The organism is Metabacillus sp. B2-18 (assembly GCF_021117275.1).
Classification (GTDB): domain Bacteria; phylum Bacillota; class Bacilli; order Bacillales; family Bacillaceae; genus Metabacillus.
The window spans coordinates 1286606-1302266 of record NZ_CP088245.1 but is presented as its reverse complement, the minus strand read 5'-3'; the positions used below and the strand labels follow the sequence as shown (position 1 = coordinate 1302266).

Below are 15661 nucleotides of genomic sequence, written 5' to 3'. Positions count from 1 at the left end.
TATGTTTAACGAATACTATATGAAATATTTACTTTGCGAATACCAGACAAAATAGAGAGGAATATTCCAATGCCTAGTCCAAATTTAGGGCCTGAAACAATTGTTACTGAGAAAGTTAAAAGAAGTATAGCTCCATTCAGTATATTGGTTCTAAGCAAGTAGATCGCCTCTTTTACATCGATTAATTTTATAACTGACACTAAAATGATAGAGGCAAGAACAGCTTTTGGAATAAATGCAAACAATGACGTAAAACAAGCTAACGTAACTATAACAATTCCTGCACTTAAAAAAGAAGAAAATTTTGTCTTTGCTCCTGAGCTATAGTTAACTGCAGACCTTGAAAATCCACCTGCTACTGGCATTGATGAAAAAAAACCTCCAATCAAATTCGCAATGCCAAGAGACTTTAATTCCGTGTTGGGACGAATTGAATATCCTTCTTTCTTTGCAATCACTTTTGCAATAGCGAACGTCTCAATAAAACCTATAAATGCAATGACAATAGCAGTTGGTAACATCACAGATACTTTGTCCAAACTTAATTCAGGTAACACAAATGGAGGAAGCCCCATTGGAATTTCTCCAATAAGCACTACACCTTTGCTTGAAACATTTAATATATAAGCAACCATTGTACTTATAAGGATGAGGAAGATTGGTTGAGGGTAGTTTGGTAGTATTTTTTTTAATAACATAAGTGCAATGACTGAGGTAAAGCCAATTAAGGCTGTTAATACATGAATATCTTTTAGATTAGTTATAATCAACCCTAAGGAGGAAATCATATTACCTCGATCATGCAATGGCATTTTTATGATTGTGCTTATTTGATTTATCGCTATGATCACCGCACATCCTGAAGTGAAACCACTAATAACACCATGAGGAACATGTTCAACAATTCCCCCAACTTTTAGTATGTGTAAGAGGAACTGAATAACACCAACGAGAATCGTCAATATGGCAACATACTGGATATATTCTGGAGTACCTGCAACAGCATATGGTGTCACACCACCGAAAATAAGAATTGAGACCATCGCAACAGGTCCTACTGAAACATGTGGAGACGATCCAAATAATAAATAAATAAGCACTGGAATTGTTGCTGTATATAATCCTATAACAGGTGGCAGCCCTGCTATCAATGCATACGCTATACCTTGTGGAATGACCAATGCAGCAACAACTAGTCCAGAAGATAGGTCACCTCTTATATATTCTTTTTTATAATGTAAGAACGACAACTTAACTTCTCCCTTCTAAAGACCATAAATTGATTCATTTTTATACATATTTCAAAATATTTATATATATGCTCTTCTACCAAACAAATGGTTAGCGAATTAGTTAAATTATTAACATTTGAAAACCCGTCCTACCTAAGAACGGGTTCTTCAAAAAATTACCTTCCAATCGCAGCTCCATCGCTCCTAGGGTCCACTCCACCATGAACAAAGCCCTGATCATCTATGACTATTGCATTTGCATGGCCCATAATTCCAGCAAAATTTTCAACTATATTAACAATATGTCCAGCTTTTGATAATTCCTCAATCACATCCATACTGACTCGACCTTCAATTTTCAACTCTTGAGTTTGCTGTCCCCATGTTCTTCCCCAAACAAATCTAGGTTCACTTATAGCTTGTTGCGGATTCATACCATAGTCAATCATTCTTGTAATGATGACTGTTTGAGTTTGCGGCTGACCTTCACCACCTTGTGTGCCATAAAGAATCCTTGGCTGACCATCTCTTAGAGCCATTGCTGGCATCAGAGTATGGAAAGTTCTTTTTCTCGGCTCGAGGCAATTCACATCACTTGCGTTAAGTGAGAAAAACGAACCCCTATTTTGCATAACAACACCTGTGTCTCCAGCAACCACACCTGATCCAAATTCAAAATAAAGACTTTGTATAAAGGAAACAGCGTTTCCTTCCTCATCTATAACAGCTGCATGAGCTGTGTCGCTGCCAACTGATTGAGTTTCTATATCATTAGTACGGTCAAATTGAATGGCATCTGCTATCTCTTTTGCATACTGCTTACTTACTAATCTTTCTATAGGAACGGAGTAAAACTCAGGGTCTGTTAAATGTTTATTTCGATCTTGGAAACTTCTTTTTAATGATTCTACTAATAAATGATAATATTCGTAAGATCCTTCGGAAATTGCAGTAAAATCAAAATTTTCTAATATATTAAGTGCCATTAATCCCACAAAGCCTTGTGAATTTGGAGGAACTTGATACATATTATACCCGCGATATGTAGAGGTAAGTGGTTCAGTCCATTCTCCTTTATGATGAGCCAAGTCCTCAACCGTTAGCTTGCCGCCCTTATCTTTTAAGCTAGAAATAAGTCGATATGCAAGCTCACCTTTATAAAATTCATCTCTACCAGATAATGCTAACTCTTCTAATGTTGTTGCTAAGTTTTCTTGTACGAATCTTTCATTTACCTTAGGAACCTTTCCTTTGGCTAAAAAAACATTTGCTGTATCTTTATCTCCTTTTAACATCTCTGCATTTTTGACTGTATTTTCATGCTGGTCAAGTGAGAATGGAAACCCTTTGGAAGCATACTCAATTGCTGGCTGCAGCACTTTCTCTAACGAAAGTCGCCCATATTCCTTTAATACAGCATCCCAACTATCGACCATTCCAGGCACCGTTATCACACTCTCAATACCTCGAGTAGGAATAGAGCTTTTTCCTTCATAATCGTTACGTGTTATATTTACTCCTGTTCGTCCACTCCCATTGTAAGCACGTACTTTTTGATCCTTTTTACTGTATGTAAGCCAAAAGGAATCACCACCAAGTCCGGTCATATGTGGGTATACCACCGCAAGGCAGGCACTAACAGCTACTGCTGCATCAAACGCATTTCCTCCTTTTTCAAGGATTGTGTTTCCTGCGTGAGATGCTAAGTAATGTGGACTTACGACCATTGTTTTTGAACCGACAATTGGTTTATTCATGAAATTTCCTCCTCTTTTATTTTTAATAACATATTCAAGAATAGAAAAAACAAAACCTCTATCATTTTTAAAAAAGGCTTTCAAATTTCCAGATTTCATAGAGTTTTCACTTCGACTTTTATAGGTTTTATCCATTCCCCATAAGTTTTTTGTTCTAGAATGTTCCCATTCTCATAGATAATATTACCTCTATTAATTGTCCCAACAATCTTACAAGGAAACGTATGCCCCATATACAAGCTCTCCTTATGCTTTGCAAAGAAATTTTCTTTTGTTACTATGAAGGAGTCTTCCAAGGAAACAATAGCAAAGTCGGCATCTCCACCAACCTTGATCTGTCCTTTATCAGATAAACCAAATCTTTCCGCTGGTGCTTGTGCTGTCCACACCGCAACTTGTTCAAAGGGAATATGATAGCGAGTAGCAAGCTCAATTGCAGATAAAAGCGTAAATTGCCCTCCACTAATTCCTCCCCATGCTTCAAACAAATTATATACATTAGGATCTTTCAAGTCATAAGGACATGGAGAATGATCAGAGGTAAGCATATCGAATTTTCCGTTGATTAATAAGTTAATTAATTTTCCCTGCTCTTCCTTTTCTCGTAAAGGTGGTGCACATTTTGCTACGGTTCCTAATTCCCTTAAATGTTCATGGTTGTATAATAAATAATGAGCACATGTTTCTACTGTGATGTTTAGTCCCTTTGCTTTAGCCTCTTCAATCTTTTCAATCGCTTTTGCTGAGCTAATATGAACAAAATGAAGTGGACAGCCTGTAAGCTCTGAATAATGAATAGCTCGTTCAACTGCTTCTACCTCAGCTATAATAGGCCGTGTTTCTAAATAATCATCCGCACTTATATTCCCTTCTTGTTCCTTCTGTTTCTTTAACCAATTTGTTATCGCCGCACTTTCTGAATGAAGCGCTAAAATTTTTCCTAATTCGGCGATCTTCTTCATTCCATTAAGTAAGGTTATATCATCAACCGCTTCAAACTCTTTATTACCTGTAGTTGAGAGAAATGCTTTAAACCCAATTGCACCAGAATGCGCCAGTTCTTCTAAATCCGATTCATTTCCCGGGACAAGTCCTCCCCACAATCCAAAATCGACATAAGATTTTTCATTACCTAATTTTGCTTTTTCATAAAGAGCTTCTTTCGTAACTGTTGAGGGAATTCCATTTAACGGCATATCAAAATAAGTTGTACAACCACCAGCAGCCATCATTTGTGAGCCAGTATGGAAACCTTCCCAATGCTCTCTTCCTGGCTCACTAAAATGTACATGAACATCAATCATTCCTGGGAAAATGTATCGATTAGTAGCATCCCATGTGTTGAGTGTACGTTTTGTTATAGCTTTTTCTATTTCAGTGATTTTTCCGTCTTTTATACCAACGTCCATTTTCTCTGGACCTGATGGCAGAACAACACTTCCATTTTTAATGATTAGATCTAACTGTTCCACTACTTCATCCCCTTTATCTTTTTAAATGAAAGCAGTGCTTAAGATTTACTTAACTTAAGCACCTATCCCTTTATTACACCGCTAGATCTTCTATATCAGTTGATTGTGTAAAGCTCTGCTCAAATCCTTCTTTTACATACTCATCTTGCTTTATTATCCATAGTCTCATGATTGCTGTATAAACAACCCCAGCCGGAACAATTCCTAACAACCAAGAGAGATCAACATTGATAAATGAAAAGCATGTACCTACAGCAATTGCAATAATTGCAGCTGGATTCCACCCTTTATACGCTGGAAATAGGTTCTTCACATCATAAAGTTTACTAACATTGTAGTTTCCTTTATGTACGAGATAGAAATCTGCTACCATCACAGCAAAAATTGGTCCTAAAAACGCGGAGACTATAGAGATAAATAGATTAAAAGTTGAATCAGTCATGATATACCATGGACAAGTGATTACACCTAATATTCCGACAATTACACATGCTTTTTCCCACGAAATCTTAAAAATATCCATTCTACTGGATTCCATATTCCTACAGCGGCTGCACCAAGAATTCCAACGATAGGTAACAAAATCATCGGCGGAACTATACCTACTACATGCGAACCAATAAATGTCTTTGTAGAAGCTTTTCTAGGAAAATACCTTGTATAATCTGACACATTCAATAATAAAGCTGAAAATTGACCAATTAAAACTGAAATAGCCAACCAAAAAGGAATTCCCCATGAACCCTCAACATTAGCCGTTTCTGTTACTTCAAAGCCAAACGTAGATAAAAATAAGAAAATTAAGTACACTACACCTAACATAATCACAACTGAACCAACCACTTCAATCCACTTAATTGATTTAATTCCTTTAGCAGATAAATAAATTTGTAAAGCCTGAAAACCAAAGAACCATACCCAGACATTGTTAAACTCGAATATATCCATAAAAATTTGATTTAACGCTTGTGCGCCTAACCAACTTTGAACTCCATACCAGAATAATGCTGGTATTGCACGCATTAACGAAGGTATTTTTGCTCCGACTGGACCGAAGGAGGAACGAAGTTGAACAACCATTGGTATTCCATGTTTCCACCCCACTCTACCATTTAAAGCAAATAATAAGGCCGCAAGTATATTCGCCAAAACTAATCCAATTAATGCTTGTGTTAAGTTTAATTCACCGAATGGAGGAATAAGACTTGATCCTAACATAAACGACCCAACCATAACTGCGTCTCCCCACCACATTGCCACATAAGCTTTTGGACCTAGTATTCGATTCTTTTCACTTAGGATTGGTTTTAAATCATAATTTGTTTCCATGTGATCCTCCTTTATCATCTAAACTACTCATTGTAACATTTCATTACTAACAGTGTTAGTAAAGTTAACATCTAATTACATTTTATAGTAGAATTCCAGATAAATCATTAGAGGATCTATGAATTGTTTAATTTCTCTTTGTATTATTTAACTAAAATTATCGCTAACAATTCTTCAAAAGTAACAAATCCTAACATAAAAAACAGGTATCTCTTTAAAGACACCTACTCCAATCAATTAACACTATATTTTTCCACAACTAAATTTCTCAACTCCTTAAAACCAGAGATTTCACATCCCACAACATCTCTGTCACGAATCAGAATCGATCCCGGAGTACCCGTCATAATGATATCACCAGGATGTAGAGTCATTATTTCTGAGAAAAAGGAAACAATCCACCAAGGTTTAAACATCATGTTGCGAACAACGTTTTGATGCTTCTTACAACCATTTATACTTGTGCTTACTCTTATATTTTCTAAATCTTGCCATTCATCTATTGTTAAAAAGTAGGGGCCGAAACTAAAAAACGTATCAAAGCTTTTGGATCGTTGTAAAAAACGAGGGTCCTTTGCATGTATATCTTTTGCCGTCATATCTAATGTTGTTGTAAAGCCAGCAACAACATTACTCGCTTCCTCTTCCTTAATATTTTTGCACGTTTTCCCGATAATAACACCAAGCTCAGCCTCCGCTGTAACCTGTGAAGATTGATTCGGTAAAATGATCGGATCATCAGGACCTATCACACTAGTAATCGGCTTCATAAAAATAACAGGCTCTTCCCCAGGTGGACTTCCGGATAATTCAATTGCCTTTTCAACGTAATTCATCCCCACTCCCCATATCTTTCCTGGATTGCGGTACAAAGGACCAAATGACAAGTTATCTATATCCATTAACGAAGAACTTCCCAATTGTTCCATCCCCCCATTTCTATACCAGTCATTCAATGAAGAAAGTTGATTTTTTTCTAGAATACTAAACAGATCTTCACTCCAACTCATTCCAAGCACCCTATTAATCTCTCGAATAGAAACAGCCTTTTCGGCTGTAATAATAACAGCAAACTCTTTACCTTCGTTCTTGACTGTTGCAAGTTTCATTAAACAGACCCCCTACCTTGAAATACTCTTTACCCAATTAAGAAGCTTAAGATCTTGATACTGATTTGCTATAAACGATAAACCTACCGGAAGTCCATTCACTTCTGTTAAAGGAAGTGTAATCTGCGGCAAACCAGCCAACCCCGCTATACAGGAAAGTTTCATTGCTTTCACTCGATACTGTTCCGCTTTTTCTCCGTACAAATTTAGAAGAGGAGCTGGGCCTGGTGCTGTCGGAATAACAATAATTCCACTTTCTCCTAAGAGCGTAGATATTGATTGTTTCATATTCTCCCTGCACTGAAATTGTTGCCGACTCTCACTTACGTTAAGCGTACTGGTCCATTGGAACCTTTCAGAAATGCCCGGTCCGAATGTTGGCTTTTCTTTTTTGATCCATTCTCCATGTTCGTTCCAAATCTCAAGTCCTTGTAAAATTCTGAAAGTACTTGACCATTCAGATAATCCTTCTTTCGATATTTTGACCCATTTTCTTATTTTCGGAAGTTTCATTGAAGAAACAGTCTTTAACAATGCCCTTCTATATTCATCATCTAATAGCTCCCATGCATCTTCAGCGAAAAACATTTCTGTAAAACTACCACTTGTACCTGGAGCTTTCAATAGCACTTCTCCTACTCTACATAATAGTTCTGGGTCTCTTGTCATCCATCCAACTGTGTCAAAGCTTCCCGCCAACGGAATCACTCCATCAACCGATATTGCTCCATGAGTTGGGCGAAAGCCATAGATTCCACAATAAGATGAAGGTATTCGAACAGAACCACCTGTATCAGTCCCTAAAGCAAAATCAACTAAACCAGCTGCAACTGCAACAGCTGAGCCACTTGAGGAACCCCCTGGAATCCGCCTCGGATCCTTCGGATTGACCGGTGTACCATAATGAAAATTTTCACCATTTAGACTGTACATTATTTCATCCGTTTGAGTAGTTCCCACTAGCTTTGCACCTTGCTCTAAAAGACATTCAACTACTGGAGCATGTTCTTGCGATTCTTTATGAGTTTTTAACCAACCTGGATTCCCAGCACCATTTTTGTACCCTTTTATCGATATAACATCTTTTACAGCAAACGTTAAACCGTTTAACACTCCAACTTTCGTTGGTTCCAATATTATTTTTTCATCAAAAAATGCATTCCATTGATCTCTCACACTGATCCCCCCTTTAGATTTAACAAAAAGATCCTGGTTCTTCTCCAGAATCTTTTCCACCCATTCTATTTAGCTACTAAATTCTTTGATTCATAAATATCCAACGTAGCTTGCAAGCCTTTCCCTACATGCAAGTTTGCTCCCAAACGAATCAGAGCAGCTTCAAGGGCAGATAAAACAAATAAGACATTTTCTTTTCGACAGCTATATCCCATCGTTCCAATTCTCCAAATCTTCCCATGAAGAGGACCAAAAGAACTTGCAATCTCAATCCCAAATTGATTAAGAAGCATCGAACGAACTTCCTCTCCATCAATTCCATCAGGTATACGCACACAAGTTACCATCGGAAGTTTCCACGGAACATCATTGGATAACTCTAATCCCATTGCTTTTATTCCTTCAACAAGTGCTTTTTCATGTAATTGGTGTCGCTCAAACCGTTCAACTAACCCTTCTTGCAAGACAATTCGAACTCCTTCGCGTAAGGCATATAACATTGAAGTTGCTTCTGTATGATGATTAAGTCTTCTTGCTCCCCAGTAATCTTGAAGTTGACTTAAATCAAAATAGTTACTACGAATTGGTCGACCAACATTTACATGATCATTTTCTGTGGCTATTCCTTTTTCTACTTTTTTTCTTTTCACTAAGATTTCTTCTATTCGTTCATTGTACGTAATCGGTGCCATTCCTGAAGGAACAGACAAGCATTTTTGCGTCCCACCAATCACTGCATCAAGCTTCCAATCATCTACTTTTACTTCTGTTCCGGCAATTGTAGCCACTGCATCCACAATACATAAAACATCAAGCTCTCGACACGCAGGACCAATTTTATCTAAAGGTTGCATACATCCTGTTGAGGTTTCACCATGAACAATCGCTAACACCTTAGGCTGTACCTTTTTAATTTCATCAATTACTTCTTGCTGATCAAAAACTTTTCCCCATTCGCAATTGATCGTATGAATTTCCGCTCCATTCCGTTCAGCAATTTCCGTTAATAAGTGACCAAACCTCCCAAAAATCGGTATCAATACTTTATCTCCAGGCTCAATAACACTGCACATAACAGCCTCAATACCTGAACGGGATGTTCCATCTATCGGAAAAGCCCATTGATTTTTCGTTTGAAAAATATAACGAAGCATCTCCATTGTTTCATTCATCATTTCAGTAAAAACAGGATCAAATTGCCCTAAAATAGGTGTACCCATTGCTCGTAATACCCTAGGATCAACCTCAACCGGTCCCGGTGTCATAATCGTTCGCAATGGTGCATTTATCTCTTGAAAAACACTCATTCTGATACCCCCTTAATACGCTAATTCATATAATATTTTCATTAATACTTTTATACCTATTTCCAAATCCCCAGTTTTCGAAAATTCCAACGGAGAATGACTGATTCCATTCTGACTCGGAACAAATAATAATGAAGTCGGACAAAATGAACCGAAAATTTGAGAATCATGACCGGCACCACTTGTCATCCACTTATAAGGAATTTGTTCTTCTTCTAAAATCTTCTCAGATAAATGATTTAGTTTTTCACTCATCTTGACCGGCTTTTCATTCATCCAATTATGAATAGTAAGCTTTGTTTGATGTTTGATCGCAATTAGTTCAAGCTCTTGAAAGACTTCATCACAAAACTGATCTAAAACACACTCTTCACTATGCCGAATATCAACACTAAATGTGACTTCCTTCGGTATAACATTTGCTATGTTTGGTTTTATACTTATTTGTCCAACCGTCACTACTAAGTCAGGCGCAGTTTCTTTTCCACGACCTATAAGCGCTTGAATAAGTTCAGCTGCTGCATACATTGCATCTTTACGCCACATCATCGGAGTTGTTCCAGCATGATTACTTTCGCCAAAAACAGTAACATTGTATCTTCGTTGACCAACAATATGACTTACTAGACCAACCGCCTTCTCTTCCTTCTCTAATACAATTCCTTGTTCGATATGAAGTTCTAAAAAACATTCAAGATCTTTACGATTCGGCCTCAAATATTTACCTCGTCCAAAGCCAGCCTTATTCATCGCCTCTTCAAACTGAATTTCCTCTGAATCTTTTATATCCCTTATATCATCAAAAGATTTAACGCCAGTTATATTACCCGATCCCCAATAAGTCATCGGAAAGCGACTTCCCTCTTCTTCGCACAAAGAGACAACCTCTATATTTTTCTTAGGAGTTCCATACTGTTCCCGCAAAAGCTGAACAGCTATTACAGCTGCAATGATTCCATATGCACCATCATATTTCCCACCATCTCTAACCGTATCAATATGTGATCCTGTTAAAATTGTAGCAGCATCTTCTTGGGTTCCTTTTAATCTTCCAAATAAATTACCAACATCGTCAAAATTTGTTATTAGGCCAAGCTGCTCCATTTTCTTTTTAAGTGCATATTGAGCCTCCTGCCAAGCATCTGTATATAATAATCTTGTCACACCACCACTCTGACTTCTTCCGAATTGAGCCAGCCACTCAACCATCTGTTCAATTTCTATAAATAAGGCAGATGATTCTTTCTCTTCCATAACCAATCCATTCCCCCTAATCTATTTCTTATAATGATGTTATATTTATTGACACGAAAAGTAATATAATCTAATTTTAAAATAGACATGAATAAAAATCATTCACATATATGTAGAACATCTATTGATTTCTTTGTTTATTTTATACAAATAAACTTCAAATCTTTTAACCTAAGGAAATTACCTAACAAAAAGGATGACCATTTATGAGATTAATTGATTTACTGAATCTTTCTGTTTTTCACGGAGCAAAATTACTGGGTGGGCAGCAAGGAACTGATCGTGAAGTGAACACAGTTAATATGATGGATGCACCTGACATTATTCACTTTTTAAAAAAAGACGAACTTCTTGTTACAACAGCCTTTCATTTTAAAGATGACCTTCAGGCATTGCTTCAGCTTATTAAAGAAATGGAGAAGCAAGGATGTGCAGGATTAGGGATTAAAACGAAGCGTTTTTTACAGGAGATTCCTAGAGATGTGATCACTCTCGCTAACAAGCTTAATATTCCACTGCTAGAGCTTCCTGTTGATACATCACTTGGAGATATTGTTAACAAATCACTTAGTCATATTCTAGAAATTCGAACAAATGAACTTCATCATGCTATGGATGCTCACCAACAATTTACAAATCAAATTATGAATGGACAGGGTATTCATAAAATTTTAGATAACTTATCCAGCCTTATTGATTCACCTGTATTTTTAGTAAATGATCATTTACTTCCACTTACAAAACTAAATTGGCAAACAAATATTTATTTGTATTTAGATACAATCGCAAATGAATATCTGTTTCACCTTTCAAAAGCATCATATACAGCTTTTTCACTATTAAATAACAACAAAGACACAGTGACGATTTTTCCAGTTTACACGCATAGGCAGTCCAACTATCTTTGTGTTTTAGGTAACATCCCACCCACAGATCGTTCCACTATCTTAACGATTGAACAAGCAACAAACGTTATTTCATTTGAATTAATGAAAGAACATGCTTTAAAGCAAATGACAAGGCGCCTACAAGATGAATTTTTTTCCAATTTCATTAATGATGCATTTTCAACACAAGAAGAGATCATTAGTCGTGGAAAAGAATTCGGACTAATAGAGGATCAACGATATTTATGTGCTGTCGGACAAATAGATGATGATGACAAAGACAAATCTTATCTGCAGTTTCAGTCAGAAAAGGAATTAATTTACGATACAATTGAGTATGAGCTACAAAACTTCGAGGAAAAAATCCATCTCTTTTCTAACGAACAATTTTACATTTTTTTGTTAGAATTAAATGGTGCAAGAAAGGAAAATGAAGATTCATTTGTTCAGTTATTAGAAAAACTACAAATGAGAATAGGAATTCATTTTAAAGAAAATCTTTCATTTGGAATAAGCATGTACGCTGAAGAACTTACACATGTTACCGTGTCATACAAAGAAGCAACAGAGGCTCTATATTTCGGAAGGATGTCAGGTAAAAAGCAATTTATTGAGATTTATCAACCAAAGGAAGTACCGGAAATTTTACGAATGGTTCCTTATGATTATTTAAAAAAGTTTTATGACGATACATTCCAAGCTTTTGCCAACGATACTAAAAAGGATCATCAAGTCCTGCTCCATACTTTATCTGTTTATCTAGAAACACATTGCCAGTTATCAGAAACTGCAAAAAAACTATATGTTCATCGAAATACTGTTATTTATCGGTTGGAAAAATGCGAGGAAATGATCGGAAGAAGCTTAAAAGAACCCGACGAAACGTTACGTCTCCGCCTTGCTTTTAGAATCAAAGCACTAATTTACGGTACAACTAAGAATTAAAAAATAATTAAGGAGCCTGGTGTCCCATTCCAAGCTCTCAGTTTGTTTAAAACACCTCACACTATATTTACAATCAATAAACTTGAGAGCTCACTCTACCTTAGCAATCAGCGGTAATTTCACTGTAAAAGTTGTCCCTGCGTTAACTTTACTCTCAACATCCACTACCCCATTATGCTGATTAATAATTCGATAAGTAACCATAAGGCCTAGTCCTGTACCATTTTGTTTTGTTGTGTAAAATGGTTCTCCCAACCGCTTCAGCTGCTCTTCACTCATCCCTACACCTTCATCATGTACAGAGATAAGAATAAATCCTTCATGATTTTTAAATGTAATGGTTATAGTCCCCTCGTTTTGCATCACTTCAATTGCGTTTTTAATCAAATTAATGAACACTTGCTTTAGTTGTGAACCAATTCCATTAACAGCTGTTGCTATAGCGTTATTTTCAACAACAAAAGATATTGATTTTTTGAAAGCTTCCGTATCCAATAAATCGATAACATTACTCACTAAATCTCTAATATCAACAGTAGCAAAATCACTATTTGCGGGTTGAGCTAGCGTTAGAAACTCACTCGAGATAACATCTATCCGTTCCAACTCAGCCTCCATAATATTTAAAAACATTTCATTCGGTATCGTTCCTGAGCGAAATAATTGAACAAAACCTTTTAAAGCAGTTAAAGGATTTCTTATTTCATGCGCAATTCCAGCTGCTAGTTGCCCTACCACATTCATTTTTTCTGCCTGAATCATCATTGAGTCTGATTTTTTCTGTTCCGTTATATCTTGAATGATTAACTCATTGGCATCTTTCCCCTGAAAGGTAGTAGGAATTGATACCACTTCCGTATGTACTTCTTTCCCGCGTAGAGTAGTCCAAACACGATAAAGCCTAGGGTGAATTCCACCTTTCTTTACAATCTCCTTACATTCCATATGAAACTCCGGGTGCAACATATCATAAATACTTCTCCCTAGTAGCTCTTCCTTCGTTTTAGCATCAAAAAGAGTTAGGGCCGCCTTATTCACAAATACCCATTTTCCATCTTGCAGGATTGTAATTCCGTTAGTAGAAGATTCCACGATATTTTCAAACTGTTCCTTAGCCTCTCGAATCTCTCTTTCTGAATTTTTTCTTTCAGTAATATCACGACAAACTGAAAGTAGATACATCTCCCCCTCTACCACAAACCTATGAGTCTTAATTTCAACAGGAATTCTACCCCCATTTTTACAAACATGAACGGTTTCAAAAATAATTGAGTCGTTATCGTATACATCTTTAATAATCGGCTTCATTTCCCCTGTCTCAAGCCCATCAATATCCTTTGGTGATAAAGCAAGCATTTCTTCCCGGGTGTACCCTAATCGTTGACAAGCAGTTTCATTCACTTCAATAAAATTACCCGCACTTCCATCGTCATAAATCTTAAAATAGTAAACAGCATCAGTAAGATGATTAAATAACCGTTTGAATCTTATATCACTTTTATCTGATTCTCGAGCTCTACTTTCCTTAGAGGCATTTAGCTCATGCGTTAAATACTCAATTTCCAACTTTAATTGTTCATTTTCTTTCCTAAAATGATCTATTTCCTCATCGTTATGAACATTTACATTATTCAAAATCACACCTTCTTCGGTAGAAATTAATTTTAAATTTCAACTATTGATACTTTCAACAATAAATGGAAATTCACCTTTAATTTCAATAACATTTCTTATAAAAAAAATTTGTAAGATAGAACTGCTCATACATAGCTTTTAAAACAATTAAACAAACATTAAATATATGAAAGAGGGCGAAATCATTAGACTTCACCCCAAAATATTTTTGCGATTAACTTCCTCTGTAAACTTGATATCCCCAAGGAGATACGAGCAACGGCACATGATAATGCGAATCAGCATCTGATATTCCAAACCGTACGGATATTTTATTTAAAAATGCAGGTTCTGATAACGTAGCTTCCATACCCCTAAAATAGTCTCCAATAAAAAATAGTAACTCATATTCACCTACTACCATTTCTTCACAAGATAAAAGCGGTTCATTTAAGCGACCATCTTCATTTGTTATAGATGTTTTTAGTAAAGTGTGTGTTGAATCAACGATCCTAATTAATTGAATGTCCACACCCGCAGCCGGTGTACCATGTGTTAAATCCAATATATGTGTTGTCAATCCTACCATTCTATCAAATCCTTATTTAGAAAGATTGTTTGTATCGGCATATTCTTTATTTTGTTGAAGATCTTCTTTTGTAACTGAAAATTGTTGGAAGCCGTAAGGAGGGCGTGGTTCTGTATAAACTTTCCCTTCTGAATTTGGAATATCTTCCACCACTGAATCCCAAGTATGGTTTTGCGATTGAAAATGAACTTCTATTAATTGCGGGAATCTTTCCAGCACTCGACAACCAATTAAAAAGATCAAGTATTGAATAGACGGTGTTTCAAGTTCATGGAAAACAGATGTCACAATATCTTTTATCTGTTCTGCACAAACATAAAGGCTTGGCACGACTCCTGTAGAATCTTGTAATTCCTCATATTCCCACCCGATATTTAAATAGATAAATAGCGGTCGATTGCTATCCTCCGGTAATGTTGTATACTCATCCCTGATAAATCCAACAAATGAATTACCTCGCACTTTAATTAACTGCAAATCTAAAATTCCACTATTCTGTCCAACAACTTCAATCCCATTCTGAGTTCGAATCATTTCAATTTGAGCAACAACCTTTTCATTCCGGGAATGCTTAAACACTAAATCACTTTCAACTAGACCACTAGCTGAAAGTCTAGTTGATGGTTCAAACGGAACTTCTTCCCCAATTAATTTAATCGTATCAATATGTTCATATTTCTTTAAAAACTCTTCGCCAACATATTGAATAAATCCTTCAATGGTGGAACCCTCATAGCTACCCAAGTGCCTTTGAACAAAATTTTTCATAGAATCTGTCGCAACCACAAGACTATTATCTCCTTCTGTAAATGAAGGAAGCAGTTTTTCACCACCAACCTCCACTTTTACATTTACCCCAAAAACAATATTGCTCCTTTCTGTAAAATTAGACTCTGGAATTTGTTTCACTCCATTCAACGGCTTCAAAAATGTACGATATGCAAATACATCACCTTTTCCATACGATACATAACGTTCTTTCCCCATAGA

Annotated in this window: 13 protein-coding genes; 1 reads left to right on the top strand and 12 read right to left on the bottom strand. The window is 36.3% G+C overall.

Annotated elements, in window-relative coordinates:
* Positions 1–5 precede the first annotated feature (5 nt).
* The 9 genes from LPC09_RS06495 to allC form a co-directional block, all read right to left on the bottom strand.
* Complete coding sequence (locus LPC09_RS06495) at positions 6–1250, bottom strand: SulP family inorganic anion transporter (protein WP_098799586.1); 1245 nt, start codon at positions 1248–1250, stop codon at positions 6–8.
* Between the two features lie 158 nt (positions 1251–1408).
* Entirely contained in the window at positions 1409–2989 is a 1581-nt protein-coding gene (gene ggt / locus LPC09_RS06490) for a gamma-glutamyltransferase (RefSeq protein ID WP_098799587.1), read from the bottom strand.
* Positions 2990–3084: 95 nt separating this feature from the next.
* Positions 3085–4461, bottom strand: coding sequence for an allantoinase (locus tag LPC09_RS06485; protein WP_098799588.1), 1377 nt, complete (start codon positions 4459–4461; stop codon positions 3085–3087).
* A 73-nt stretch (positions 4462–4534) separates the two neighbouring features.
* Positions 4535–4984, bottom strand: coding sequence for a cytosine permease (locus LPC09_RS06480; RefSeq protein ID WP_231309264.1), 450 nt, complete (start codon positions 4982–4984; stop codon positions 4535–4537).
* Positions 4945–5790, bottom strand: a complete 846-nt coding sequence (locus LPC09_RS06475) for a cytosine permease (RefSeq protein WP_231309263.1) — start codon at positions 5788–5790, stop codon at positions 4945–4947. The genes LPC09_RS06480 and LPC09_RS06475 overlap by 40 nt, the downstream gene beginning before the upstream one ends.
* A 233-nt stretch (positions 5791–6023) precedes the next feature.
* Entirely contained in the window at positions 6024–6899 is an 876-nt protein-coding gene (locus LPC09_RS06470; protein WP_231309262.1) for a fumarylacetoacetate hydrolase family protein, read from the bottom strand.
* A gap of 12 nt (positions 6900–6911) precedes the next feature.
* Entirely contained in the window at positions 6912–8075 is a 1164-nt protein-coding gene (locus LPC09_RS06465; RefSeq protein ID WP_231309261.1) for an amidase, read from the bottom strand.
* A 65-nt stretch (positions 8076–8140) separates the two neighbouring features.
* Positions 8141–9382 carry a pyridoxal-phosphate-dependent aminotransferase family protein gene (locus LPC09_RS06460; RefSeq protein WP_231309260.1) on the bottom strand — a complete coding sequence of 414 codons (1242 nt, stop codon included), beginning with the start codon at positions 9380–9382 and terminating at the stop codon, positions 8141–8143.
* A 12-nt stretch (positions 9383–9394) separates the two neighbouring features.
* Positions 9395–10636 carry an allantoate deiminase gene (gene allC, locus LPC09_RS06455; RefSeq protein WP_231309735.1) on the bottom strand — a complete coding sequence of 414 codons (1242 nt, stop codon included), beginning with the start codon at positions 10634–10636 and terminating at the stop codon, positions 9395–9397.
* Between the two features lie 206 nt (positions 10637–10842).
* On the opposite strand from allC, the gene LPC09_RS06450 reads away from it, so the two are divergent.
* Positions 10843–12468 carry a PucR family transcriptional regulator gene (locus tag LPC09_RS06450; protein WP_231309259.1) on the top strand — a complete coding sequence of 542 codons (1626 nt, stop codon included), beginning with the start codon at positions 10843–10845 and terminating at the stop codon, positions 12466–12468.
* A gap of 90 nt (positions 12469–12558) precedes the next feature.
* Here LPC09_RS06450 and LPC09_RS06445 read toward each other — a convergent pair whose 3' ends face one another.
* From LPC09_RS06445 to pucL, 3 genes are all read right to left on the bottom strand, one after another.
* Positions 12559–14103 carry a PAS domain S-box protein gene (locus LPC09_RS06445; RefSeq protein ID WP_231309258.1) on the bottom strand — a complete coding sequence of 515 codons (1545 nt, stop codon included), beginning with the start codon at positions 14101–14103 and terminating at the stop codon, positions 12559–12561.
* Positions 14104–14317: 214 nt separating this feature from the next.
* Complete coding sequence (gene uraH, locus LPC09_RS06440) at positions 14318–14671, bottom strand: hydroxyisourate hydrolase (protein WP_231309257.1); 354 nt, start codon at positions 14669–14671, stop codon at positions 14318–14320.
* Positions 14672–14683: 12 nt separating this feature from the next.
* Positions 14684–15658, bottom strand: a complete 975-nt coding sequence (gene pucL / locus LPC09_RS06435; protein ID WP_231309256.1) for a factor-independent urate hydroxylase — start codon at positions 15656–15658, stop codon at positions 14684–14686.
* Positions 15659–15661 lie beyond the last annotated feature (3 nt).